Source organism: Gammaproteobacteria bacterium (assembly GCA_041395725.1).
GTDB lineage: Bacteria > Pseudomonadota > Gammaproteobacteria > Pseudomonadales > Pseudohongiellaceae > NORP240.
The window spans coordinates 327,152-352,122 of the sequence record JAWKZW010000001.1; the positions used below are offsets into that span (position 1 = coordinate 327,152).

The 24,971-nt window shown below is 51.3% G+C and carries 22 protein-coding genes; 6 read left to right on the forward strand and 16 right to left on the reverse strand.

What is annotated here, in order from left to right; genetic code table 11:
* Positions 1-417: 417 nt before the first annotated feature.
* From R3F50_01375 to R3F50_01390, 4 genes are all read right to left on the reverse strand, one after another.
* Positions 418-1,320, reverse strand: coding sequence for an alkaline phosphatase D family protein (locus R3F50_01375; protein MEZ5488951.1), 903 nt, complete (start codon positions 1,318-1,320; stop codon positions 418-420).
* Between the two features lie 291 nt (positions 1,321-1,611).
* Complete coding sequence (locus R3F50_01380) at positions 1,612-2,652, reverse strand: alkaline phosphatase D family protein (protein MEZ5488952.1); 1,041 nt, start codon at positions 2,650-2,652, stop codon at positions 1,612-1,614.
* Positions 2,649-3,776, reverse strand: a complete 1,128-nt coding sequence (locus tag R3F50_01385) for a phosphoglyceromutase (protein ID MEZ5488953.1) — start codon at positions 3,774-3,776, stop codon at positions 2,649-2,651. The genes R3F50_01380 and R3F50_01385 overlap by 4 nt, the downstream gene beginning before the upstream one ends.
* A 98-nt stretch (positions 3,777-3,874) precedes the next feature.
* The gene (locus tag R3F50_01390) at positions 3,875-6,247 is read right to left on the reverse strand and encodes a TonB-dependent receptor (GenBank protein MEZ5488954.1); all 2,373 of its coding nucleotides are present in this window, start codon (positions 6,245-6,247) and stop codon (positions 3,875-3,877) included.
* Between the two features lie 499 nt (positions 6,248-6,746).
* Here R3F50_01390 and R3F50_01395 point away from each other — a divergent pair, with 499 nt between their 5' ends.
* The 3 genes from R3F50_01395 (at position 6,747) to R3F50_01405 (ending at position 9,034) form a co-directional block, all read left to right on the forward strand.
* Positions 6,747-8,162: a PhoH family protein gene (locus R3F50_01395; GenBank protein MEZ5488955.1), complete on the forward strand. Its 1,416-nt coding sequence runs from the start codon at positions 6,747-6,749 to the stop codon at positions 8,160-8,162.
* A 75-nt stretch (positions 8,163-8,237) separates the two neighbouring features.
* Positions 8,238-8,657, forward strand: coding sequence for a DUF1761 domain-containing protein (locus R3F50_01400; protein ID MEZ5488956.1), 420 nt, complete (start codon positions 8,238-8,240; stop codon positions 8,655-8,657).
* A 95-nt stretch (positions 8,658-8,752) separates the two neighbouring features.
* On the forward strand, positions 8,753-9,034 hold the full coding sequence (locus R3F50_01405; protein MEZ5488957.1) for a hypothetical protein: 282 nt from the start codon (positions 8,753-8,755) through the stop codon (positions 9,032-9,034).
* A 139-nt stretch (positions 9,035-9,173) separates the two neighbouring features.
* Here R3F50_01405 and R3F50_01410 read toward each other — a convergent pair whose 3' ends face one another.
* From R3F50_01410 to R3F50_01455, 10 genes are all read right to left on the reverse strand, one after another.
* Complete coding sequence (locus R3F50_01410) at positions 9,174-11,300, reverse strand: DUF1631 family protein (GenBank protein ID MEZ5488958.1); 2,127 nt, start codon at positions 11,298-11,300, stop codon at positions 9,174-9,176.
* A gap of 409 nt (positions 11,301-11,709) precedes the next feature.
* Complete coding sequence (locus R3F50_01415) at positions 11,710-12,135, reverse strand: type IV pilin protein (protein ID MEZ5488959.1); 426 nt, start codon at positions 12,133-12,135, stop codon at positions 11,710-11,712.
* A gap of 30 nt (positions 12,136-12,165) precedes the next feature.
* Complete coding sequence (locus R3F50_01420; protein MEZ5488960.1) at positions 12,166-12,504, reverse strand: hypothetical protein; 339 nt, start codon at positions 12,502-12,504, stop codon at positions 12,166-12,168.
* A gap of 69 nt (positions 12,505-12,573) precedes the next feature.
* On the reverse strand, positions 12,574-16,284 hold the full coding sequence (locus tag R3F50_01425; protein MEZ5488961.1) for a PilC/PilY family type IV pilus protein: 3,711 nt from the start codon (positions 16,282-16,284) through the stop codon (positions 12,574-12,576).
* 36 nt (positions 16,285-16,320) lie between these two features.
* Positions 16,321-16,911 carry a PilX N-terminal domain-containing pilus assembly protein gene (locus R3F50_01430; protein ID MEZ5488962.1) on the reverse strand — a complete coding sequence of 197 codons (591 nt, stop codon included), beginning with the start codon at positions 16,909-16,911 and terminating at the stop codon, positions 16,321-16,323.
* A gap of 21 nt (positions 16,912-16,932) precedes the next feature.
* Complete coding sequence (locus R3F50_01435) at positions 16,933-18,087, reverse strand: PilW family protein (protein ID MEZ5488963.1); 1,155 nt, start codon at positions 18,085-18,087, stop codon at positions 16,933-16,935.
* A gap of 6 nt (positions 18,088-18,093) precedes the next feature.
* Positions 18,094-18,594: a type IV pilus modification protein PilV gene (pilV, locus tag R3F50_01440; GenBank protein MEZ5488964.1), complete on the reverse strand. Its 501-nt coding sequence runs from the start codon at positions 18,592-18,594 to the stop codon at positions 18,094-18,096.
* A gap of 14 nt (positions 18,595-18,608) precedes the next feature.
* Positions 18,609-19,202, reverse strand: a complete 594-nt coding sequence (locus R3F50_01445; protein ID MEZ5488965.1) for a GspH/FimT family protein — start codon at positions 19,200-19,202, stop codon at positions 18,609-18,611.
* 388 nt (positions 19,203-19,590) lie between these two features.
* Entirely contained in the window at positions 19,591-19,794 is a 204-nt protein-coding gene (locus R3F50_01450; GenBank protein MEZ5488966.1) for a hypothetical protein, read from the reverse strand.
* Positions 19,795-19,913: 119 nt separating this feature from the next.
* Positions 19,914-20,348 (reverse strand): VOC family protein, encoded by a 435-nt coding sequence (locus R3F50_01455; protein ID MEZ5488967.1) that lies wholly within the window; start codon positions 20,346-20,348, stop codon positions 19,914-19,916.
* A gap of 1,364 nt (positions 20,349-21,712) precedes the next feature.
* Between R3F50_01455 and R3F50_01460 the strand changes: the two genes are divergently transcribed.
* Positions 21,713-22,501 carry a hypothetical protein gene (locus R3F50_01460; GenBank protein ID MEZ5488968.1) on the forward strand — a complete coding sequence of 263 codons (789 nt, stop codon included), beginning with the start codon at positions 21,713-21,715 and terminating at the stop codon, positions 22,499-22,501.
* 120 nt (positions 22,502-22,621) lie between these two features.
* Here R3F50_01460 and R3F50_01465 read toward each other — a convergent pair whose 3' ends face one another.
* Complete coding sequence (locus tag R3F50_01465; protein ID MEZ5488969.1) at positions 22,622-23,485, reverse strand: IS1595 family transposase; 864 nt, start codon at positions 23,483-23,485, stop codon at positions 22,622-22,624.
* 126 nt (positions 23,486-23,611) lie between these two features.
* Between R3F50_01465 and R3F50_01470 the strand changes: the two genes are divergently transcribed.
* Together R3F50_01470 and R3F50_01475 are read left to right on the forward strand one after the other, a co-directional pair.
* Positions 23,612-24,091, forward strand: coding sequence for a hypothetical protein (locus tag R3F50_01470; GenBank protein MEZ5488970.1), 480 nt, complete (start codon positions 23,612-23,614; stop codon positions 24,089-24,091).
* A 1-nt stretch (position 24,092) separates the two neighbouring features.
* Positions 24,093-24,308: a helix-turn-helix transcriptional regulator gene (locus R3F50_01475; protein ID MEZ5488971.1), complete on the forward strand. Its 216-nt coding sequence runs from the start codon at positions 24,093-24,095 to the stop codon at positions 24,306-24,308.
* Positions 24,309-24,355: 47 nt separating this feature from the next.
* On the opposite strand, the gene R3F50_01480 is transcribed toward R3F50_01475, so the two are convergent.
* The gene (locus R3F50_01480) at positions 24,356-24,877 is read right to left on the reverse strand and encodes a hypothetical protein (GenBank protein ID MEZ5488972.1); all 522 of its coding nucleotides are present in this window, start codon (positions 24,875-24,877) and stop codon (positions 24,356-24,358) included.
* Positions 24,878-24,971: the final 94 nt, after the last annotated feature.

A 24,971-nucleotide genomic window follows, 5' to 3' on the forward strand; every position in this document is an offset into this window, starting at 1 on the left:
AGCTTTCAGTGTATGAGCCTTCAATGACAAAATTACTACAACTGAATTCGCGGTGAGCGTTTTGTTTTTGGCATCAACGACGAAGATAACAATAATCCCACCACTCTGGAGCGCCAGGTCTAAGCACCTAGCTTTCAGTTTTCGATTCAGCTGTCATGAGCTTCCGGTTTCATCATCTCTGAATAAATATTTCGCCAATCTCCAAACCCGGAGCCATACCTTTCAGCTACGCATGTCGTGAGGTGCATTCATGAAGAAGTTAGTCGTCAGTTCCCTTTTGCTTTTTTCTTTGCCTGTCAGTGCACATGGTCTGATAATCACCGCTGACAGGCCGACGCATGACGGCGGCAATGCGCCGTGCCAGCGGGCTTGTCTGCAGGCCAGATTATTAAACAACCTGTCCTTTTTGAGCGCTGCCTAACAGGGTGCGAGTGGATCCTGATGTTCAGCGCAACTAACCTTACGCCCGTCACCACAAGCCTGATCACTGCGGTACTGGCGCGTGTCGAGCACATTCATTTCCATAAGCTTGCCAAAACGGAACTGGCGGTGAATCGGCATATCCGGCCCCTGCCTGCCAACCGGAAGCCGAACGGGCATGAACTCGTACCATGCCTGGCAGGCGGCAGCTCCGCGTCGGAGGAATTGTTGCGGAGACTGATCATCTTCGGGCACCACGGCGGCATAGCTGTCGTCCAACTCATGATCGTCCCAGGTAACTATCCATGGCGCAGAAGCATGGGCGGCCTGAAGATCAGGATCAGCTTTGTAGGTCTGGTAGCGAGCCCGGTAGTCATCAAGCGGAATGATCTCAGGCCCCTCGTGGGCCCTGACCAGGTTCTGCCCCCAGGAGCTTTCATAAATATAGTCGCCAAGATGGGCAATGAGATCCAGATTCTCCTCTGCAATATGACGATAGGCCGTACAGTACCCCTGCTCAAATTGCTGACAGGAAGAGAACGCAAAGCGAAATTGATCCAACTGGCTGGAATCCATTGCTGCGGTACGAGTGCGTCCCACCTGGCTGGTCGCTCCGGCTACCTGCCAGCGATAAAAATGGTCCCTGCCAGGCAACAGCCCCCGCACGTCAGCATAAACCGAGTAACCCAGCTCCGGAGCGGCAATCGCTCTCCCCACTCTGACAATATTAGAGAAGCTCTCTGAATCGGAAATCTCGTAACCAACAGGTATAAGTTCTCCGGAGATTGCAGCGCTTCCCAGAACCCGCCAGTCAAGACAGGTCCAGAGAATCACGGAATCAGAAGTGGGATCGCCGGGTCGACTTAACAGGATATTTCCAAGGTTAACAGTCTGAAATATTAACTTTGGATTATGAGCAAACTGTGACTAATGAATTCCAACCGAGGCTCGTCACCAACAGGCTACTCATAGAAAAATGACTGGCGTGCCAGGAAAATCGGTCATATTCAGAAAAAAAGCGGCCTCGATTGAGGCCGCAGCGATGGGAGACATTCAAGGGAGAGAAAAAGGGAGCCCATCTCAAGCTAACTACCGGCTCTGTCAGTGCGCAGTGCCGCCTTGTTAGACACCAGTAGATTAACTCGAATTTGTTACATGCCAATTTCAGAAGTCCTACACTTTTGTGAATAGTCAGGGAATTTCCACCCGGTGGCTGATTAACTCCTCCCCAATTTCATTTTTTATTCGCAAATGGATGGACGGTGTCTCCTGGCTCCAGTCTATATCGATAAGCCCATAATTGGCTTCCGCGAAAGCCTCGCCAACCCGATGTCGATTAGGACTGATTGCGCTCCACTCTTCAGTTAAACCGGAAGAAGTCAACTCTATCAGCGGCCAGTCAAGATCAGAGTCGCGAATCTCGCTCAGCTCCGCCCAATGCACGTCTCCCGAAATAATTATCACGGGTTCCCGCTGATAGCGCTCCAGCACCTCGAACAATCGCTGTCGGTCACGGGGATAATTTGCCCAGGTCTCCCAACCGGTGAAATCAGCCAGCAGCTGAATACTGGAACCGATGATCCGAAGGTCTGCGGGCATCTGCAGTTGATGCTCCAACCATTGCCATTGAGATTCACCCAATAGTTCAGCGGAAGCTGACAAGGATGCCTCATAGGGCCCCATGTGGGCCGCTGTCCGTTCCGCCAGTCGCTGAGTATCCATAACTTCGACCAGTGGCGACCGATTCCACCTCAGATCCAGTAAAATAATCTGAACCCGGCGTCCATGATTTCCGTAAAAGTAAGACGTATAGATTCCATCAGGGCGGCTGCGCCTCTCTGAGTCAGGGGGTTCATCGAAAAAGTCCAGCATGATCTGGCGCGAAGCGTCCTTTGAGAGGTACTCGCGACCAATATCATTCTGCCCATAATCGTGATCATCCCAGGTAGCGATAACCTCGACTTCCTGCCGTAGCGCCTGATAGCCCGGAACTGCGGCGAGTTTGTCATAAGTTGCCTGCAACGTGAGCGGATCATCAGTGTCGGCATAGATATTGTCGCCAAGAAACACAAAAAGGTCTGGCTCAGCTGCCAGCACTTCATCCCAGATTGGCTGCGGCTTGTCCTGGTGATTGCAGGAACCGAAAGCGATTCTGCTGATGTCCAGAATCTGAGGCTGGGCGTGCACCGGGGAAAGCAGACAAAAGCAGAACACCACCATCAACAGTCTCATGGCAGGAACTCCGCCATCGGCATACCCATGTCAGGATTAAAAATTCGATAGTCCATGCCAAGATGTTCAAGCAGGGTGGCTGCAATTCGATCGGATGTAAGGCAATCAGCTCCTGTTTCAACCAGACCGGAAGCCGGTATGCCCGGACCAATCGCAGCCATCCACACAGCCTCAGAACCGACAATGCCTTCTTCATATTGTGCCAGTGACTGCATATAGCCACGCAGCGATTGCTTGCTGGCATGGTGCAACCAGGTTTCCACAGGTTCTTCGCCACGACCGTGATCAGTGGTAATGAACAGAATGGTGTTATCCCGATAGAATGCCGAACTCTGAACTCTATCCCAGACTTCGGCTATAAACCGGTCACTACGGTTAGCTGCCATCACATACTCGTCGTACAGACCTTCGTGGGCAAAGTCATCGGTTTCTCCATAGCTGATATAAACTACCCTGGGGTGTTTCTCCCGCATATAGGACAAGGCAAAGTGATGGGTGAACACATCATTACGAACCGTTGGCCAGCGTGGAGGCATATCGTCGATGACACGATTCAAAAACAATTCAAATTCGTTAATCGGTGCAGGAGTCTTGTCGAACGCGTTGATAAACAGGCCGCTCCGTTCCACATTGAAGATATAAGGAAACACATCCCAGGACGTAAACGCTGCCATACGGCCTCTGAATTCAGGTTTGTTATTCAACAGTTCAAGAAACGTCTTTTCCGGATTTGCTGTTTTTCTGTTGGAGTCAATATCGGGATTCACCACTCCGGACAGAATCTCACTGTATCCCGGGTATGAGAAATACCAGGGATTGGCAACCCGCGCGCAGCTGTCTGCATTCCTGTTTCCCACGTAGGTACCCTGTCTGAAAACCACCCTGTGAAGGAATGGCATCAATACTTCTGCACGCTCCGCGGGCGACTCCCGCCAGAAGCGCGCCATGATTTCTTCACTTTGGGACGCATACTCATCGTGAGTAGCCAACTCAGGATCGATGCCTTGGAAGACTTCCTGCCAGCGCATTCCATCCAGTGTTATCAACACTACATTGTCAGTCGCTTCCGTTAGTAAAGGAAAACAAAACATCAGCGTGGTAAATAAAGGTTTAAACCTGCGCATTATTGACCTCTCGTGTTGTCTTTCCGCATTCTGTCTGTTTGGAAAAGCAAAGGGCGGCACACGCATGCCGCCCTGCAATGAGATAAAGACTCGCTTATTCAGAAGTCGAAGGTGGCACTAAAAACAGCAGTCCTGGGCGATCCGATCCAGGCACCGAAGCCGGAAATGCCCCCAAGATAAGATTCGTCGAAGAGATTGTTCACTACAATTCCCAGATCGAATCCCTGCAGGAAGTCGGCCACATCCTCCCCACGAACATTAAAGTAAAGGTCGGTGGTTGTGTAGTCTGCCGTTTCCAGGCTGTTGCTGCGATCCAGATACCGGTCACCAACACGCTTGGTTGAAAGACCGGCAAAGTAATTGCCCCGGTTCCAGTCCAGAGAAACGACCCACATCTTATCTGGAGTATTCACCACAGTGTTGCCAGGTGTAAGGTCCAGCTGCTGGTCCAATTCCGGAACACCGGTACCGATGTAGGAAGCATCCGTATCGGTATATGACAGATAGACTGACCAGTTCTCACTGATGTCGTAAGAACCGGCCAGTTCGAAACCATCCGACTCAATACCACCGACGTTGTCGTAACGACCAGCCTGGCCGATCTCATAGTTAGGAATATTGCCTGCCAGTTGCGGGCCAAAAAATTCCAGTCTGTTACTGAACTCATTGTCGAAGAACACAGCGCTGGCGGTAAGGTTGGTACCAACGTAGCGCAAACCCAGCTCCAGGTTTTCTGCCGTCTCCGGTTCGATATTGCCGGATATTTCCCGCTCCAGGATCAGGTCAAGCAAAGGCTTTACGTTCTCAGCATATCCGAGAAACACTTCAAGACCGTCCACTGGCATCTCAATGCTGGCTCCACCAGTGAACAACGTGTCAGACTTGGAGTTCAAGCTCAGGTTCTGACTGGAATCAAACAGATCCTCGCGCTTGTTCTTCACGTCAAACTCGCGAATACCCAGGCTTACCGTCACGAAGTCGAGGAGGTTTATCTGGTCCTGCAGATACCACATGGTGGTTTCGCGGGGAAACTCGCGGCTGTACTGGATCCAGTAAGGAGTCTCATCGAAGTCGATACCAACCCTGGCGTCGGTGAGCTTGTGCCAGGTTCGCCATTCTTTTCGAGTGGAATCTTCGTACCAGAAGCCACCTGACAGATTATTTTCCAAACCGGCCAGGTCAAGAACCCATGCAAAGTCGGCCGTGATGCCGTCTCTATTTCTTGCATAATTGGTATGGCGATAGGACTGCAGAGGGATGGCGTTATCAGGATAACAGGCAGGATCAAATTCCGGCCCCGCGCCACCGTATGGGAAGGTAATGGAAGACTCACAGCCGTCGAAAGGTGAAAGCGCAACGCCATTGGCATCTACAAAGTAAAGACGAGAATTGCCCGATACCTGACCTCCTCCTAATACCGGCAGATTACCCTGGATCTCATATTCCGGCAGCCCGGATTCGTCAGATACATTCGCAATATAGGGCGGCACCCAGTCCCCACGACCGTCCATCTCGTGCAGATACAGACCGATGCTAGCGGAAAAATTATCAGTTAACTCAGCGTCGAACTTCAGATACCCGAAGTTGTTTTCCCTCAATGTTGACCAACCACGCCGATAGAGCTGATTAACGTAAGCAACATCTGTCCAGTTACCGATCAGACGGTCCCAGTCCGGGTCAGAATTAAACTCGTCCACAGTAACTCGCTGGTAGTTGTCTTCCTGTATGTCATCCCAGGAGTAGTAGCCGGTTATGGTATAGCGATCCAGTTCGGTGATGAATTTAGCCGCAACATGGTCTCGCTCATTCTGCGCAGAACCTTCCATCCAGTCAGAAGCTTCATTGTGATTGAAAGAAACCCAGAGCCTGGTAGTTTCATCAAGAATACGGCCGGTATCATACCGACCATAATATCGCTGTGAGTTAAAATCCCCTTGCGAGAACTGCACGCGCATACGCTCTTCTTCAACTGGATCGTTAGTGCGGAAGTTCAGCGTACCACCCAATGCTTCCGTGGATCGGGTCGAAATGTCCGCAATACCCTGGTTGATATCAACGCCACCGGAGTTCATGGAGTCGATATAACGATTTGCCTTAGCACCGCCACCATAGTTGGAATCTCCGTTAGGGAATCCGTCAATGGTGATACCCAGCTGCTGATCACTGAGGCTGGTCTGGTAACCACGCAGATTAATGGTCGTGGACCAATCGTCGAAGCCGAAGGTATCGCCCTCGGTAACGTTCACGCCCGGCAGGTTATCTATGGTCGAGAGTACCGATGTAATCGGGTTCTGCTGATCCTGCATTGATTGCGTTGTGGTGACGTTAGAGTAGGTTCTGGCGGTACCGAGGATTACGATTTCCTGCAGTTGCGCCGGTTCCTGTTCGGTCTGAGCGATAGCCGTGCCATTAGCGCCAGTCAGGGCAAGCGCAATAGCAGTAGATAAGCAGCTTCTGGTCTTAAAATTCATTTCTTACTCCCGAGTATCAAATCGTAGCCGTACAGGCAGATTCTTAAGCCGCAATCTGGCCGGAGAATCCGTCTGCCATGCGATGTTGAGCACCTGATATTTCTGTATTCCTGCCTCTATGCCTCTTCGCTATTGAAGAGATACCTGGCACAGTTTGTGGTTTCTGGCACCAGGCCCATCAGAGAAATACCGGCGCTATGACTCCTTGCAGAGTCCGCGCCACTGTAAGGAAGCTATGTGACAATGACTTGAAAGAATTAGGGGATTTAGTTGACAGTTTTTAGGCAAGTTGATTACCGAACCATTTCAAATCTCCAATTCTCTGAGACGATGACGTAATGTTTGCTGGTGAGCAGCCGATCAGGAAGGATAAGTGCGTCGCTCATGCCAAGGAGCAGCCTGCCAAAAAATAGATCCCTGACATGTTTTTGCAACAGAAGTGTGCTTATGCTCCGGCATTCTCTTTCTTTCAGTATCGCAGTTAACAGGTAATCATTTTATGAGCGCAGTTGAACTTGTAGAAAGTCCCTCCTCACAAGCCAGCTCCCCCAATCCTATCCTTTACGTCCTGGACACCAATGTCCTGATTCACGATCCGACCGCCATCTACAACTTTGACGAACACCAGGTGGTGATTCCTATAGCTGTTCTGGAAGAACTGGACGGACTGAAAAGCGGTCGGCAGTCGATTGCCGCCGATTGCCGACAGGCAATCAGAGAGCTGGATGCGGTGCTGGGGCGGGCAACCCCGGAGGAGGTGGAAAGCGGGGTGCCTATTTCACGCTACAGTCCGGCGAGTGCGCCGGGCCGGCTATCGGTGTTGATGGGGAAAACGCCGGAGAATCTTGTCACCCTGCCAACCGGCAGCAATGACAACAGAATCCTCAATGACGTCTGCTTCCTTAAACACCGCTTCCCTGATCGCCGGGTGGTACTGGTCAGCAAGGACATCAATATCCGATTAAAAGCCCGGGGCTGCGGAATCGAGGCCGAGGACTACCAGAGCGACCAGTTACTCAGCGACATCGAACAGCTGAACAAGGGCTACGTCGAATATTCCGGAAATTTCTGGGATCTGGTTGAGAACGTCGAGACCGTTCAGGAGGCGGGGCGCACCTACCACACGATCTCCCGGTCTGTGTTTGACAAACCTGTGCATCCCAATCAGTTTATCCTCGATGACAGTGGCTTCCTTGCCAGAGTTTGCACAATAAGCGACGACAGCGTGACGCTGCTGCACCTGGACCTGGAACAGGCACTGCAGACCGAGGCCTGGGGACTCAGTCCCCGCGATGTTTACCAGGCCATGGCTCTCAACCTGTTGCTGGACCCCGATATACACCTGGTCAACCTGACCGGTTCTGCCGGCTCAGGCAAGACCATCCTGGCGCTGGCGGCGGCTATCCAGATGACCGTGCCCGAAAAGCTGTACCGACGTATCATCGCCACGCGCAGCACACAGGGCCTGGATGAGGACATCGGCTTCCTGCCAGGTACCGAGCAGGAGAAAATGGAACCCTGGCTGGGTGCAATCACTGATAATCTGGAAGCCTTACACTGGGATGATGAGGACTGTCGCAGCAGCATGGACTACGTACTGGACAAGGTTCCGTTGCACTTCAAATCCATGAACTACATCAGGGGGCGCAGCTTCCAGAGCAGTCTCATCATCATCGACGAATCACAGAACCTGACACCGCATCAGATCAAGACCATCGTCACCCGTGCCGGCAAGGGCTCCAAGGTCATCTGCCTGGGAAACCTGTCGCAGATCGATACCCCGTTCCTCACGCCTACCAGTTCAGGATTGACCTATTTGACTGAGCGTTTCAAAGATTTCAGCCACGGCGGAAATATCCTGCTGAGGGGCGTGCCTAGATCGCTATTGGCTGAATTTGCCGAGTCGCACCTCTAACCGGCTAGCTGCGTAGCGAGGCCTATACCCTGCACAGAAATAGCCGCAATCTCAGCAAGTAGGAGTAGAATCCAGATGAATCCGTCAAATTTGAACTGGCTGGCAATTCTGGCCGCCACCGCAGCAGCCTTTGTAATTGGTTTTCTCTGGTATGGCCCGATTCTTGGCAAAGCCTGGATGGGAGCAACGGGTTTGACTGAAGAGAAAATTGCTGAGGGCAACATGGTGCGGACTTTTTCGCTGGCATTTGCCTTTCAACTCGTGATGGCATTCTGCCTGGCGATGTTTTTCTACACTGATCCCGCCTCAGCACAGCAGGTAAACGCCTACAGCGGAGCTTTTTATGGATTTCTGACCGGCTTCGGCTGGATAGCCATGGCGCTGGGTGTCAACGCACTGTTTGAACAACGCTCCTTTCGCTACATAGCAATCAATGGCGGCTATTGGATCGTCGTGTTCACGACAATGGGTCTGATTCTTGGCGCGTGGAATTAAAGTACCTCTAATTAGCTACCACAGTGCTCTGGTAGTTAATCAGAGGCACCACAATATCAGACTACTGTCTTCCACCCTTTATTGCGAGAACTGAGATGTCCCGACCTGCCCCGGAAGAATTGAAAACTGCGCTTCAAAGAGCTGCCTGGTTGCGAGAACACAACCAGGACGAATACTTTCTCGCAAAGTCCCCGATGAGTCACGACTACCGACTGAAATTCCTCGAGCATGTGCTGCAGGCAGCAAAAATCTATCTACATTCCGGGAATGGCGCCCGCGGCCACAGCGAGCTATTGAGAGCCATAGCAAAAGCAGAGCAGACTGAGGCTTGCCCGGGTGTCGAGCCTCACCTTGAAAACCACGATGTCATATTGTAGCCATCGAGCAGGATCACTGTTTGCCGGGCTTAATGAAAATTAGCGGACTTCGTAGAGGCCTTGCAGGTGAATAAAGATGTCAATAGGCAATGAATTAGCATTTGCGAATCTGTCACGGAATCGTTAGTGGTCCGACCTGCTAGCCTAGGCTACGGAAGTCGGCGATGACTGCATCAAGCGCCCGTTCTACCAACCGGCCGTTATCAATCAACCGGGCAGATTGATCCGCAAGCTCGCGAGCCAGTCCACTCTCAGATTTTTCTACTACCTTGATCCCCTGGCGATTGACAAATATATACCGGTCAATGCTGGGGATTTTGGAAACCAACGTGCATCTAATGGGTTCAATACCGTGAACATTGAATTCCAGCCACATACCTATAGGTAGATTCCTGACATCCTCCAGACACCGATCAAAATTCGGCCCATGGTCGGGTACTTCAGGTAATCCTGCAGCATCTGATTCAAGTCCTTCATCTCCCGCGGCTAATTCCTTTGACCTTGCGTCTGATGCAAGCAAAATATCGTCCTGCTGCAGAGCCCTAATCTGGCGGAGCATTTCGTCCCGTTTGGTTTTTTCAACATCTGCCAATTTAAGGGCACTGCCCAGATTGGTGATCAGTCTGTCATTGATTCTGTTCAACCGCTCAATGTCTTGGGGAGATTTGCCCGGAGTCACGCTCCAGAGCAATACATCTACGGTATCCATGACCGACTTCCAACTATCACCGCCAGCTCCGTCCCTGCCCAGCACTTTAACCAGAAATTTGACGTAGTGATTTTCCAGCAGATCTCTTACCAATGGTGGAATGGTCTGATCCGAAATGCGTTCCGCTATCTTACGACTGGCATAGATATTCAATGCCTGTAAGCGCTGCTTGCCTTCACTGGAACTCAGCAGGTGGTCGGATGACCCGGATCTTTCTTTTAGAAACTGCCTCTTGTAAGAAATAAAATCCTCTGCCAGCTTTTCAATCTGGGCAAAGTTCCCGTTATAGTCAGAAGCAAGCTCCAGGACTGCTGTCCGGGCCCTCTGATAAAGCCGGTCATCCAGTAGCTGATCATTATGGGTCCAGCAAATGCCAGCAGCCGCCAGCTCATTCAGCAGCACCCAGATTGGGTGACCGCCCTTGTCAAACAACCCGGGGTCAGCCAGTGTTGCTTGTAGCACGGTAAGCCACGCCTTCCCCAACAGGGATTTGGGCCCCCGCGGTACCACGCCATCCCGGCGGATCGCATCAAACAAGAGACTTGTCAGGCTGACAACATCGGAACATTGCTGATCCAACAACAGTCGCTGGCCTGACTCACTCTCCGATGTCAGCAATTTGGTGACTTGTCTGGTGACCCGCAATCCCGAGGGATCACGGTCGAATTCTTTCAATATCTGACCTTTGGCTCGTTCCGCCACAAGTATCTTTAACAACTGCCTGGTGCCTATGACACGGGTTCGATTGTCGGTCGGCGAGGCATCCTTACAGGTAAAGGCATCCAATCCGTTCGGATTATGCTCATGCAGATAGTCAACCAGTACACTCAGCAGACCGGGGCTCTCATCAATTTGCTGCTCGGCCGTTATTTCCTCAGCGCGAAAAGCCCGGGTGTTTGCATCCTGGCTGGCTCGCGGCTCGCTTCTTCTAAAAGCAACCGATTCCCTGGTCCGCCCCAAATTCTCAAGGCTGGGCTTGATACCGGTTCTTGCCAGGATCTCATTGGCCTCCTTCAAGATTGATGCAATCTCACGAAAAACATGCCTATTGAACTGACGATAGACATCCAGCAGGGCAGCCGAACATAACCCAACCGGATTAACTGCCTGCCTGAAGATCTCGGCAAGATTCCCGGGATCCAGAGGATTGTTTGTTTCGTCGAAATGAACGCGATAGAACCTGGCGTTGATGCGAACCGCAAACCGCAAGTACTCGTTTATATGGCAGTTACGCGCGTGTTTAGCCATGCCCTCCAGCGCAATATTTGCGTCTTGCAAATCTTTGCCCATAAGACTGAGAGTACTAGATTCCAACGAATCTGCCTGGCGACTGGCTTCGCTTCCCAGAAGCCCATCGAATCTGGATTTGATGTGATCGGAAAATCGTTTTACTACAGCTGGCCTGGCGACCCGCAGTTTTTCATCGTCGCCTGTATGTCTATGCTGCTGATTGAGAACCAGCAACCCATGGCCAAGCGCCCTGTCTACCAGTTCCGACAAGGCAGCGGAGGAAAAGTCCCTGACCTGTTCTACTATTTGTTCGAATGTATGGGTCACAGTTGGTCTGGAAGCAAGAATACAAAATTGGCGTGCGGCGGCTATTGTAACTCAATCAGGTCAGAAAATGGATGGGAAACTTGGTGTCGTCCTTAGTGCCACTCCCGCTATTTCTGGAGGCCGACACTGACTGCAACAGTCGCAGGACCGGAGCCACCCTACCCCATCACAGCAAATATCGTGCGGCTCTAGCATGAATGCCGAGGAAGAAAAAGCAAATGGCCTACAATCAGGAGCTGATCTAAGGAACCTCTGATTAATTACCACAATGCTCTGGCCTTCAGACGAGCCTGCTGGCAAGGCGCACCGCCGCCGGCGTGCGTCGGTCTGTCAAGGCAGTGCAACGCAGCCAGTGGGTTTGTATGAGGATTCCTACAGCGCATTACACTACTGAATAGTCAGCGCTTCTCTAGCGCATCCAGCAGTCATCCGCGCTACCACCTGTAGCACCTCGGATTCCCGTGCTACTTAGGGTCAATGTAGTACAGGTTTCGCCAGCTTGCTCGTTCTGAGCAGTCGCCGTGGCGACAAAACAATTGGCAATTGCCCCCCCTGCACACGCAGCAACACTTACAGCATAATAGCCGCTTTCCGACTCTCTGCCGTCGGCGACACCGGTCAGCGGAAAATCATTGGTGGTATAGGAGTTATTGCTGGAGAAGAATCGTTCCTGCTCAGAAGCAACCTCCAGCAGCACGGTCTTCGCTTCAGAACGACGGGATCTGCCCACATTGTCCAGATAAGATGGAATTGCAATGGCAGACAGCACACCGAGAATGGCAACTGCGATCAGCAGCTCAATTATTGTAAAACCCTTTTCTTGCCTGGAACTCATCAACCTATTCCCCATCTGCTTGTCGGTGTATTAGCTGTTGGAAAGAGTACCGACTAAATTCTTCGGGCCCAGGATCTCAATCGTCTCAAGATAACCCTGGGCATTCAGTGTGTAGCGAACCACCATCCCTTCCGAAAGGAATTCTGCACCGATCTCTCGACCATCAACAGTAATGGTGACAGATTCATCCTGGAAATTTAAATCACGCCCGGATATACGGATTATTCCACCATCCTGCTGTAAAACCTGTATCGTGCCGCGTACCGGTAGTTCAGCCGCCATTGTCATAGCGCTGGAAAACAAGACAACGGTCAACGCTACTATTCTCGTTAATTCCAGAATCTGAAAATTGCTATTGTTCAGTTTCATTCCTGTTATCCTTAGTATTCACAAATTCGTTTTGGCAAGCATCTACTCGTCAGCGGATCAGGGGTCCGGCTATTCGACTTTTCGCCAGGATTGTCGACCGTAGCCCTGGCTGCCAATATTGAGTTCGATTACGTCAATATCACCACTCGCACCACTGGCATACGCCACATCTTCCGATCCATCGTACATAATACTCACAGTTGGCATGATACCGACTGTTGAGGAGCGCCCTGCTGCGTCAGTATCTTCCTCGGTATACGCGCCATCCGCATTCAGATCGAACGCCGGATAGGGCAATTGGCTTCCGTCCCGGTAATCCAACTCCATGAGGAAGCTAAGGCCTCCATATTCACACTCCAGCTGCGATGGAAGTAGCGTACTGAATATAAGACGACCGCCACGGACGATAGCGTTAGAGACTTGTCGCTCACCAAAGTTGCTCGCGTTCGCAACTCCCTCAACTTTCTGCGGCAGCAATTGGACCTTGAAACCTTTGTGCACAGACCAGTCGATTTCGTTGTCGGACATGTCTCTCAACAGATACTCCTTGTCATCAATGCCATCGTCATCGGTATCGAAAGTCTCTGTATACTGATTCGCTATGTATTGAGTCAGCAAGTCACTGGAGGAAACGTTTGTGTATCCTGACTGGTTCTTGTCCCATATTCCGTAAAACGTTTGAGTTGGTTGACCGAAGCTATCGTTATCCCCTACCTCAAGATATTTTCCCGTTCCAAAATACACCATGAAACCACCCAGTTTGTCCGGATGAAAGGCTGCCTGAGGCTGCGTAGTAATAGGTTGCGAAGCGTCAGTTGTAAATAACGGTTGCGGAACACCAGACGAGGACGCATGAAAATCCCAGCCGGAAGGACTGGAGCTGGTGACATCAAGCTTCCAAAGATTACCCTCCAGATCGCCCGCATAGATGTAGTCGACAATGAAATCGGAATCTGCATCGATCAAGAGCGGTGTTGCCATGCCATTTGGCGTACTCGAACTACCAGCTTGTGTATCAAACTTCTTGATAATGCTGCCGTCCTGGACATCAACGACATAGACTACAGCGTGACCGGTGCTACTGGAATTACCATCTGATGCCGTATTGTTATAGCCGTTGCCAAAAACTGCTACCCACTTACCGTCCGCCATTTTCGCAATCTGCGGCTTACCGAAAGTGTACCCGAGATCGGCATCATCAGAATCATCAAATTCCCACAGTACCACGTCGGCTGCAGTAGACTCATCAAAGAGACTGGGGTCTGTCACGTCCAATGCATAAACAGCCTGACCGCCGGCCCCCAATCCACCTGCTAGAACCGTACGCCAGGTTCCTGCCGCCGCTGTAACTGGATCCAGCATGCCTGCAAAATAGGCGTCAACAATGTTTGGACTACCATCTACAAAGTAGCGATGAATATAGTCTGTGGTTGCCAGCTCTGCCAGATTTTTATAGACAGCATTGGGAACATAGCCCATCAGTTCCTGGCCAGTTTCGCTATTGAACGCATGCAGGATACCGTCATTGGCACCGACATATACTATTCCTGCACGGGAAGCCCAAGCCGTTGCGAAATCACTGTACGCACCGGGCTCGATACTATCTGGATAGCGGAAAGCAGGTGCGCCAACGTATTTGGGATCCGAATTCACGATATCGCCCATTACACTATTGCGATACCGGAAGTTTCTACCAGCCCCCTGGTTGGTCTTGTCACCTCGCAAGTAATTAACGATATCCTCACCAAAATCCTGGTTGTCTGCGATTTCACCGGAATCGCCAGTTGCCAATGAGTGGGGCGCATGAGCCATCAGGTACTGCACCTGCTCAGCCGACATTTCAGTGGTGGCATTGGGCGAATTGTAGTTGGACGGGAAGCGAAACGGTATCCCTTCTCCCTCCGGTGATCCGCCCGGTATGACATCCACGTCCGGGTTCCAGGTGATCAACTCACGGCCGGTGTTGTAATTTAACAGATTCAGCCTGGAACCTGCATCCCATTCGGGTTCAGGTTCAATGGAACCATCGGTATTGATCTCGTACTTCAGGAGCTCTCCCCGCCAGTCGGTGCTGTCAAATCGGGCCTGGAATATGGCTGAACCGGTCTTCAGTGATCCCGTATTGGTAGCAACCGACGCCGAAGAGCCCACCCGGTCTGAAATTTCAGAGAGCGCAACGGCAAGAGCCTCAACCACTTCCTCTGGTGATTTGGCTGACACAAAATAGCCCTTGCTGTTGTAGGCTGCATGCCAGAGGTCGTCAATCTTCTCTGGATCAGAACTGAACGGGTTTCCCCAATCATCACTTTCAGTCAGCTCCGGATCAGGGTAATTGTCGTTGTCGGTATCAACCAGATCTCCGGTCACACCAAAAGCCACAGTGAACGTGACCATGTGCTGTTTATTATTATCATCAAGCAGTGTCGTGGCCACCTGATTCGGTAACGGGCTCAAATCCTGCTCATAAAAATAGCGCGCAACGTCGGCAACCGTATCGTTTATGCCGTCACCATCCTCGTCGCCGATTGCGCTCGTGTAGGGCGAACTTCCGTTCCAATACCCGTCGGTAAACAATAACGAATAGTTTTGCTGACAGGAGGCAGTTATCGGATTGGCGTAGCTGGAATAGTAATTAGAATAATAGCGGCCCACACGCTCCAAACCGCGGCGCAATGGAGTTCCATAAGCATCCCATTCGTAGGACATCAGCGCCTGGATGAGCGCAGCATTATTGTCGCTGTAATCAACATCACCATCCGCCGGCACTTCAAAGAACAAGTTTGAGTAGTCGTTGATCACACTGAGTCCGTAGCGGAAAGAACCGTAAGAACTGATCACCCTGGAAATCGCATCCTTGGCGACGAACGAACGCTTGCGGTAGTACTGGTACCAGTTGGCAATATTCTGCTTAACCTCGGTCAGACTGCGGCCGTATCCGTCCACATTGGAACCGGTCAGCACCGTGTCCGTCTGCACAGTACCAAAACAATCTGCATAGGGAGGGCTGTCTTGCGCATCATCCAGGTCACAGTCAGGCAACGCCTGTATGCCAGCCGCGTCCGCTGTGACGAATTCTTCTCGCAATACATTCGAGGCGTTAACTGTATAGGTAGTATGGGAATCGTAAAGATCGACCCGTCCATTTGGTGTATCATTAACGTCATTAGGACCGTCTACGCGTAAACCGCTATACCCATGGTCATCAGTGTAAACTTCGTATTTGAATCCGGTCAGATCACGAAGTTCGGAGTATCCATCGGATCCCGACTGCGGGTTACTTCTGGCAGCAGTGAAGCTGGCGTTGGGGTAGCCAACCCAGGGACCGTAGTTTACTGCAGGGTTATAATACATGACATTGAGAGCAGCTGAACGGATACGCCAATCCCGCTCTGTCACAAGCAACTCATTATCTTCAAGCACAGCATAAGAACAGCTATTGTACACTGCATCGGACTCATCGAAGATATAAGCATAATCACGTCGACCGGAGCAGGTGCCACTTGCCGCAAAGCCAGTAAACAACCCATCCTCTATATGCGCAACGTTATTGTCACCCCAGTAGTTGAAGTAATACTCAAAGTCCTTGGTTAACACTTCCCAGTCCATTGAACCGGAATCATCAAGCATAAAGAATATATTGGGATCAATCAGGGTGCCCAGATAAAGCGGGCTGCTGGCCAGAGTCAACTCAGCTGCATCAGCAGTATCAAGCGTAACGCTCAGGCCTAAAACTGATAGCAAATAGGTCATTAGCAGCTTGAAATGGGTCGAAATTTTCATACCTTCCTCCAGGTACACACGAATACCATGACTCGATTACTCGTAGTATTTAACAAACGTTGATTGTAGAGTCACTTCCGCTGATCCAGTCGCACCTTCTGCCCTTGAGGTTATTCGGTGAAATACCCGAGGCAATGGAATTTCACCGTTTCCGATAGCGATCGATTGACCAACTGACGCCTCCAGCAAGTGTTCTATAATGTACTGAGGTTGCGAATTGACGACGGAAAACCCTGACAGCGCTTCAGCATTTGTGTTCCACCAGGATTCTCCGGTTGAAGATCCCTGCCACCAGAACAGCGAATCTGAAGGGTTCGGATCCATCGAATCGCGCACCCACACAGTAGTAGAACCATTACTGCTGGTATCCGGCAGCTCGATCTGATCGTCAAGCCAGTTTTCAGCTACTTTCAGCGCCGATTCTGCAGCCTGAAACGCAGAGGATTGGTCTCGCAGGTTGCCCGACATTCTTTCCTCGAGAATGCTGGTCTCCATGCCGGTCACTGCCATCATCGTCAGCACAACGAGGAAAACCAGGCAAAACACCAGCACTGCCCCTTGTTGATTACCGCGATAGCCAAAGCCTTTCGCCGGCAGACGTCTCTGTTGTGAATTCCTAGTTTTCATGACTAATAATCTCTGTCTGATCTAGAGGCCTAGTGCCCGGTTTCGCAAACTGATGGTGGAAGTAAAGACTCTTCTCAAGCGCAGGTCAGCAGGCAAATTGCCATTGGCACCCTGGCCGTCGTACATGACGCCATTAAATTGATAGGCCTGAGGCGCAGGGACTATGCTGTCCTCGATGGATTGCATCAACAGACTCAATCGAACACTGATTACTCTACCCCAGTCCCCAGCCGGAATCTGATCGGCCGGAAGATAGGTGTCTACCGCGTTCCTGCTATCTTCATCGGTGTTGATGCCATACAGAACCTGCAGGCTTTCTACTCCTTCAATCAATTCCTCAACTACCGTAGGCGAGGCCGTTGTCCCCAGTCGCGCACGAAAAAGAGCTGGAGTATTACCGGCAGTATTATTCCGCTTGCCCACATACAAGACCGTACCTTCGAGTTTCGTTACTTCCGCACCGACGTTGGCAGTGATGGGCGGGCTTGTCAGATTACCGGGACTGCAAGCGCTACTTATCGTTACATTGAGTGTGCCACTGGCCCCGCTTGAGACAGAACAGGCTTGCACCCAGTCAATATGCTCGCAGTCATTGAGCATCAATACGTCACCAGCGACGATATTGATAGCAGATATATTGACGACTGGATTTGCGCCAGTTGTAACACCGTTAAGCCTGCCAATATCGCCGGAAGTGTTCCAGACTCTGACAATATCTGAACCAGGAACCACTTGAAGTGCAGGCATGACATTGCCACCACTGGTGCCCCATGAACCGTTTGTGCTGCTTACAGTGGCTACGCCGTCGAGGCTATTGAATACATCGCCTGGATCGGTGCCATTGGCTTCCCATCCTTGCAGTCCCATCTCGGGCTGAAAGTCCGCCGGGGGCGTGTCGAGAGTACTGTTGGTGTTCCCGTCATCTGTATTGCTTTGACAACCAAGGTGTCCTGCAGCATGCAGTTCCTGATTCAAGTAACTGAGTGCGAACCGGCCATTCTCCTGAATTCTGGCATTGGCATCGCGGCTACGCTCGGTCGCATCATTTCCGGTATAAATCTCCACCACCCCTGCAGCCAGGCTGAGACCTAATACCATTGCGATAAGAAGCTCCACAATGCTGAGTCCAGTCATACGGCCCGGGAAGCTGACTCTGTCTGTCGCTCGTCTAATCATAGCTGGTTACTCCGGACGGAATTCAATAACGACTCTTTCTTCAGGATTGCCATCACGGTCATCATCCCACCAGATCTTGACCGCATAGATGTCTCCAGCCCCTGCACAGCCGTTTGCTGCGGGAGTCCCATCGTTCGGAGACGCATCGCGGCAGACCACACCGACACCACCAGGCAGTGATGCGGCAACTGCTGCACTCCATTCGAACACGTCATTGCCAGCCATCTGAGCAGCGGAGCAACTGCCAACGGTATAACAGGCCCCGGTTGATGAACCCGCAACATCGTCATAGCTGCCAGAAGTGACCGCAGAAATATTTGCTCGCATGCGGTCCGCCATATCGTTTGCGAAAGTAACTGCCTGGGTTCGATAGTAGGCACTCTGGTTGCTGACAATACCTTCTGCCTGCAATGCAGCCATACCGAGTAATCCGAACGAAACAATGAGTAACGAAACCAGCACTTCGATCATGGTCGAACCACATTGCGACCTGTCGAATTGTTTCATTGTCTGCCGGGGAATCATGGGCACTCACCTTCTATTCTCAATGGACGACCCACCGCAGACAATTGAATACACCTGGCATGGGAATCAATAGACCCGCCCGGAAAGATCTCAAATTCCTGAGACGTGCCGGTTGCGTTAAACCCCATGCTGTTGAAAGTTACAAGCGCTGCAGTGAAAGTAATTGCGGAAGGACTTCGGCCAGCACCAAATACCCGGATAATTTCATCACCGGCGTCTATAGACCCAGCAGCGCCATTGGCGTCGCCGTTGGCGTCCTCAAAAACTATCCAGCCAACAGACCATTGACCCGCGGCACAATCGGAGCCGGCACTGTTAGTTGCACACAGGTGCACATCAGTTCCGCGTTTTACTGCTTCGCTACGAGCCAGACTCAAAGAGGTAATCAACTCTTTTACGCGGGCATTGGTATTGACGTCTTCAACTGTATCCTGAAAGCTCGGCAGTCCAATTGCCAGCAGAATACCCAGAGCCGCCAGAGCTATAATCAATTCGATTATTGTGAAGCCTTTATGCATGGCAAAAGAGAAGCGCTGCGGAAATGTCGAATTTTCCGGTAACGGGAAAGCGGCTGAGACTCTCGTTTGCATCTGTACGGCCCTATTATTTTCTTTCGCGCACTAATTTTTTGAAGTGGAAAGCAGAAGTACGCACTGGTGGTTATCTTGGAGGCAAGCTTACAGGCCCGGATCCATTAGTTCAGTAAGGTGGTTTAAGTTATGTGACAATTGTCACAATAAATATTTGTGACGTATTTCTCTGTTTGACCGGTCACGATATTTTGCAAATAGTCTGGTTGCAGAGACACCCCGTTGTGCTCTCGCATCAATATGAACCGTGGTTTGGCCCCGTTTGAATCAGATATGCTGGCTGGGTAGCCGGCTGCGATGGCAAGTCAATCGCAAAGGTCTTGCAATCGGTCTTTAGAAGACGTGCAGCGGGTCAATCCGGGTAGAGGCGAGCCCTTAAAGAGCGGTGTCACCATAAGCGACTGCGGCGCTCCATTTCTGTTTCGCTCTCTTCAACAGAGTCTTCGATTTCGATTGCCCCGAACAGAGTAAATTCCTGCGAATTGATCGCGGTCGCCGCCACATCCACGCCCTGGCACTGGGCATGACAAGCTGCTAACAGGGTAGACAGGAACAGGAACAATCCGAGTGGAACTGGGAGTCTGGGACTCATTGATTGAGCACAGGTTTTGCATAGCCACAAGCATATTCGAGACTTGCTTCAGCCATGCGAAAGCTGGAGTCAGTATGCCAGAAAATACCCGGATGCCAGCGCCCGGAGTGAGGCAAGTTCTATTTCGCAAAAAGCTCCGCTTCTATATCCCTGAATGCCTTGAACTCAAGGGCATTCCCCGACGGATCAATAAAGAACATCGTACCCTGCTCCCCGGGCTGGCCTTTGAAGCGAACATATGGCTCGATGATGAATCCGTCGATAAATACGCGCACTTTTTCCGCCAGCGCCTCCCAATCCTCGAAACTCAGCACCACGCCGAAATGGGGTACCGGCACCCCTTGCCCATCAACACCATTTGAGATACTGGGTACCCTGCCGGACTTCCCGAGAGCCGGGTTGAGATGCACCACCAGCTGATGTCCGAACAGATTGAAATCAATCCATTCTGCTGCGCTGCGCCCTTCCGGCAATCCCATTTTTACGCCATAGAAATCCCTGGCCTCATGGATATCGCGAACCTGTATAGCAAGGTGGAAGGGAGTCAGCTGCATGGTATCTCCTTGAGGACCAGATAATGGAGTCGTGATCAGGGAAGCTGGTATCAATTAACAAATCCCCGGACGCAAAAACACACTGTATGGTGAATCACTTCAAAAACACAGCAGGATACTACACCTTATAAACCAGCCTGATCCAGTCAGTCTCTACTCTGCAGTGTCTCTATTTGGACGTTTTGCGAGTCAGTAATGTTCATGGACATGGGTGCTTGGCAGATTGATTTGTTTTTTGAGCGGGCACTGGTTTGAGGGCGGCTCAGAGTGGCTTCGAGCGGCGCGGTCGGCAGGGGGTTCGGTGTGCTGCGGACCGCGCCCGTCCCGGGTGCCTTCACTCTGAAAAATGCCCTGGAAAGCGGTCATTTTTCGCCGTTCAGCGCTGGTCCTTAATCGCAGCCCACCGAACCCCCTGCCGACCACGCCCTGGCATTTAGTGGCACTCAAATTTCTACGACCTCGACGGAGACGAAAAAGGAGAAGGTAATTGTAGTTCGCTGAACGACAATGGTGCTTAGTAGAAAGAACAGTCGCACCCTTGCATCAGTACACTGAAGTTGAATCCTCGCACTGAGCACCAGCCCGGGGGAAGCTGCCGACGGAGCAATCAAAACGCAGCACCGACTGACCGAGGAAGACCGCTTTTCAGGGCTTCCGACCGAGGGAGGGAATCCCGGAGGGATGCGCGTTGCTCCGTCGGCAGCTTCCCCCGGGCTGGTGCGGTCTCGAAAAAGAACCCTAAAAAGAACTCTAAAAAGCACTAAAAGAAGAACTAAAACAACAACCAGAACCAGAACCAGCCCCCCCCTGGCGCTATCCAGAATAAAATCCATGCGGAAGCACAAATTCAGATTGAGACATTATCCAGGATTCTGCCCGGTTAATACGGTGAAATCCCGCAAAGGGGACGAACTCAGGTGTTAGATTTTCTTTACTTTATGTCAAATATTATGGACATTATCCCTTTACGTCACGTATAGGAAAGTCTAGTATATGACATGGAGAATTGGCCAGTATTGGCCGATACAGTGGGCAGCCCCCGCTACAAACGCTAGTTATTCACTAGCACTTCCGCGGCTTGGGACGCTTGTGAGCCTTGACCTTGACCGTCTTGGCTCCGCGGTTAGGCGTCTTACAGCCGCACCCTTTCTTACTAGCCATAAGATTTCTCCTGTAGCTAGCGTGCAGGTAAAGCCTGCACTCCATGAGACACCCATTGCCTCGCCTTGTATCAAGACGCTGGTTGTCAAGGGAGAAAGAAATAGCGAGGGCTGCCCTAAATCAGTATATCTGATAGCCCCCCACAAGTTGAGCGGATGCGGTATTCTATCTGCTTGCTGGCGTGGGCTTTCAAGTATTGGATTATGGGCAAAAGATTATTCGCAATTATCGCAGCTTTCGCGTCTGGCGCTTTCGCAGTTTTTGTTTGGCTATCAGACGCTTTCGGTGTCGCAGAACTTGTTGGAACGGCGTTTGGTCAGGACGGGTGGCTGACGATGCTTTTTGCAGAGCTAGAGTCGAACAGTTACTGGATAGTGCCCTTGTTTGGGCTGTTGTCTTTGGTAAGCCTCTTTCTTGCGTATAGGATAAAAGACCGGTGTGGTCAGCATTGGTCGCACTATGCTTCAGATAAAAGCGCAAAAGATATGAAGGCCGCAATCCCTGTTTCACTTGGCCAGGTTTCTGTAACTGGAACGGATGAGAAGGGATATAAGCTACACTTCAATTTCCAGATATTTAATGGTTCCACATTTCATCTGAGGTTTATTGAGCTAAGCTCTAACGTCATCGAGCTAAGACGAAACGACGACTCAGTTGTTCATGTGCTAAGGGGAACAATAAACGCCCAAAAGTTGGCATCAGTTAAGCACGCCCAGAGAAAAGATTTTTCTGTCAGCTTTGATTTAACGAATGAGCACCGCGAAGCAATAACAAGTATCGCCAACGAGTCATTTAGCTTTTATGGCAAGAATAGATGCGCCGGATCATTCTATTTTGGGGAATTTGGGTTGGTTTTTGATACGCATGAGGGATGGGGAAGGTTTACACTGCCAGTAGCAAGCGTCAGAATGAACGAAGCAAAGCGGCTTGGGCTAGGACATTTTATGAGTCTCCCTGATGACTACAAATTACACGCAAAGGAAAATGGATGAGTAAGGGTAAATACTACAGCTTAGAAGAGGCGCGCCAAGAGAACGACTTGAAGGGCTTCGCGGAAGAGCATCCATCAACTGGCAATAAACAAGCCTTTGACAATGCTCTTTCCCGCATGGCTAAAAACTCTCCATTAAGTCCGAAAAAAGACAAGTGGGGTCGTCCCGTCGATTGTAGCGAAACTCAAACTCAGCAAGATACTTAGGCATATGCTTGCGGGATACGTGGATGTGAGTGCCTTTAATTGAGAGCTTCAGTCTGCCCCAGAATCCTTCTATTGTGTTTGTATGGTGGATGCCAGATTTCCACTCTTTCGCAGCGTGTTTAACAACACCATGTTCGTAGCCGTTTTCTGATAGGTCATTGTAACTGTGCAACTCGTCGGTTGAGATCGTAGAGCCAGCCTTAACGTGCTGTGTGATGTGCGGGAGCAGCGTGTCAGTTTTAACGTCAGGGATAACGCGAGTGATGATATTGCCGCCGCGTTGAACCATGCCTAATACGCCGGTTTTCTTTGAAGTTTTGTCAGTTGGGCGACCGCGAACACTGTCTTTGCCGCCAATGTAGGCTTCGTCAATCTCGACGTGACCAGACAGACCGTCATCGCCATCGACTTCGCCCATGTACCGGCGTATTTCGTGGCCCATGCGCCAAGCTGTCTTGTACGTCACTGAGAGCTGACGCTGAAGCTCTTTAGCAGGTACGCCATGTCGTGATGTGGTGAACAGATAAATAGCGTAGAACCACTTCTGAAGGGCTGTGCGAGACTTTTCAAACGGAGTGCCAGCCATAGGGCTGATCTGGTGGCCGCAATACTGGCAACCGTAGACAGGACGTTTGGCTATCCTGTGGAACTTGGACTGCTTGTTACACTTAGGGCATTGAAACTGCTTGCCATAGCGCACAGTCATCAAGTGGTCCAGGCAGGTTTCATCATCCGGGAACTGTTTGAAGAACTCTAATACGCTAATTTGCTTGGTCATCGTCATATCTCCTTTCAACGATGACTAATGTATCAAATCTTATACGTGACGTAAAGGGATAATGTCCAATATTATTGACACAGCATTTTTACCGCGATAACTTCCTGCAGTCAGGAGGACTTGCCAATGAAACTCACTGCAAACATGTCGATCCGGGAAAAAGACCTGTGGGCGGAGCTGCTGGTCGATGTTCTGGTGGCCGTCTATTATTTCCCCCGGGCGATCAGTCTCATGACCCGCGAAAGCACTGCTCTGCCTGTCTCGGAAATGGCATCCCTGGTAGTCTCAACCATCGTGCTGGCGATCATCGTCTCGGTGGTGGTGTTCGGGTTTATTCATCGCTCAGGCGAAAGCGAGCAGAAGGACGAACGGGACTATCGGTTCGAACTCAGGGGGAATATGGTCGGCTACTGGGGGCTTAACGGCCTGCTGATTCTGGTTCTGGCCCAGCTGGTCATCGGTGAGCTGGCGGCTGCCGAGCTGCCCGGCTCGGCGCTGATCGAACTCGGCCCGCTGGGGGTCGGGCACATGATCCTGCTGGCCATGATCCTGGCGTCTGTGATCAAGTCAATTTCCCAGCTCTACCAATATCGCCGGAGTTCCTAGCATGGGCAAGCCAGTGCCCATCACCAATAATATTCGACGACTTCGTTTCGAACATGGCGAGATGACCCAGGCGGAACTGGCACAGAAAATCGGCGTCAGCCGCCAGACCCTGCATGCCATCGAGGCGGCGAAGTACTCGCCGACACTTGAGCTTGCATTCAGGATAGCAGAGGTTTTTAAAGTTCCGCTGGACAGCGTATTCCTGTACCGGAAATAAAGAAGTCCGGCACCTTAACCGGTACCGGACCTCAGGAAACAACCCCGTTAGCGATCCGGATCTGAAGGCAGCGGCGAGAGCTCACCGTAGATATTCATGGTGGGCAGATCAGGCTTGAAATCAATGTGGCAGCCTTCGCAGATGTCGACAATTTCGTCACCGGCACTGGCGATCGACTGCACATTCCGAGACCTGGCCGCACTGACTGCTCCGCCGGCCGCCGCACTCAATTGATCGGCGTAGCCTACCCACTGCGCGTTGGATGTCCACTCTTCGTCCATTGGCCCGGTGCCTGGCATGGTCAGCAGAGCGCCACCCAGCTGCAGCTGGCGGGCAAGGTGTTCCAGCTCCCGCCAGTCGCGGTCTGACTGGGGATTCTGCCATGCCGCGACCCAGATGGGATCGGCGGAGTGGTTGATCAGGGAGGCCATGACCTCGTTAATACTGACCGGCAGCCTGGCCTGCGCCGGCTCACCGCCCCCGCCACAGGCGGTCAGGACAGAGGCTGCGGCAAACAGCAGGCCGCTTTTTATTAATGCGCTTTTACTTACTCGATGATTGGTTTTCATGTCTGCATTGCTCTCCAGATTGGTAAAGCCGTTGGTTCACTTACCAACGTAACGCAGATCGACTCAAACACCAAGCAAGCCGAAACAATAGAGC

Coding starts and splice junctions, on each gene's coding strand:
- R3F50_01455 (MEZ5488967.1), bottom strand. CDS start 20,348: ATGCAGCTGACTCCCTTCCACCTTGCTATACAGGTTCGCGATATCCAT.
- R3F50_01415 (MEZ5488959.1), bottom strand. CDS start 12,135: ATGAGTTCCAGGCAAGAAAAGGGTTTTACAATAATTGAGCTGCTGATC.
- R3F50_01400 (MEZ5488956.1), top strand. CDS start 8,238: ATGAATCCGTCAAATTTGAACTGGCTGGCAATTCTGGCCGCCACCGCA.
- R3F50_01465 (MEZ5488969.1), bottom strand. CDS start 23,485: ATGACCAAGCAAATTAGCGTATTAGAGTTCTTCAAACAGTTCCCGGAT.
- R3F50_01470 (MEZ5488970.1), top strand. CDS start 23,612: ATGAAACTCACTGCAAACATGTCGATCCGGGAAAAAGACCTGTGGGCG.
- R3F50_01480 (MEZ5488972.1), bottom strand. CDS start 24,877: ATGAAAACCAATCATCGAGTAAGTAAAAGCGCATTAATAAAAAGCGGC.
- R3F50_01430 (MEZ5488962.1), bottom strand. CDS start 16,911: ATGAAAACTAGGAATTCACAACAGAGACGTCTGCCGGCGAAAGGCTTT.
- R3F50_01405 (MEZ5488957.1), top strand. CDS start 8,753: ATGTCCCGACCTGCCCCGGAAGAATTGAAAACTGCGCTTCAAAGAGCT.
- R3F50_01380 (MEZ5488952.1), bottom strand. CDS start 2,652: ATGAGACTGTTGATGGTGGTGTTCTGCTTTTGTCTGCTTTCCCCGGTG.
- R3F50_01450 (MEZ5488966.1), bottom strand. CDS start 19,794: ATGAGTCCCAGACTCCCAGTTCCACTCGGATTGTTCCTGTTCCTGTCT.
- R3F50_01395 (MEZ5488955.1), top strand. CDS start 6,747: ATGAGCGCAGTTGAACTTGTAGAAAGTCCCTCCTCACAAGCCAGCTCC.
- R3F50_01385 (MEZ5488953.1), bottom strand. CDS start 3,776: ATGCGCAGGTTTAAACCTTTATTTACCACGCTGATGTTTTGTTTTCCT.
- R3F50_01475 (MEZ5488971.1), top strand. CDS start 24,093: ATGGGCAAGCCAGTGCCCATCACCAATAATATTCGACGACTTCGTTTC.
- R3F50_01390 (MEZ5488954.1), bottom strand. CDS start 6,247: ATGAATTTTAAGACCAGAAGCTGCTTATCTACTGCTATTGCGCTTGCC.
- R3F50_01445 (MEZ5488965.1), bottom strand. CDS start 19,202: ATGCAAACGAGAGTCTCAGCCGCTTTCCCGTTACCGGAAAATTCGACA.
- R3F50_01435 (MEZ5488963.1), bottom strand. CDS start 18,087: ATGATTAGACGAGCGACAGACAGAGTCAGCTTCCCGGGCCGTATGACT.
- pilV (MEZ5488964.1), bottom strand. CDS start 18,594: ATGAAACAATTCGACAGGTCGCAATGTGGTTCGACCATGATCGAAGTG.
- R3F50_01425 (MEZ5488961.1), bottom strand. CDS start 16,284: ATGAAAATTTCGACCCATTTCAAGCTGCTAATGACCTATTTGCTATCA.
- R3F50_01420 (MEZ5488960.1), bottom strand. CDS start 12,504: ATGAAACTGAACAATAGCAATTTTCAGATTCTGGAATTAACGAGAATA.
- R3F50_01460 (MEZ5488968.1), top strand. CDS start 21,713: ATGGGCAAAAGATTATTCGCAATTATCGCAGCTTTCGCGTCTGGCGCT.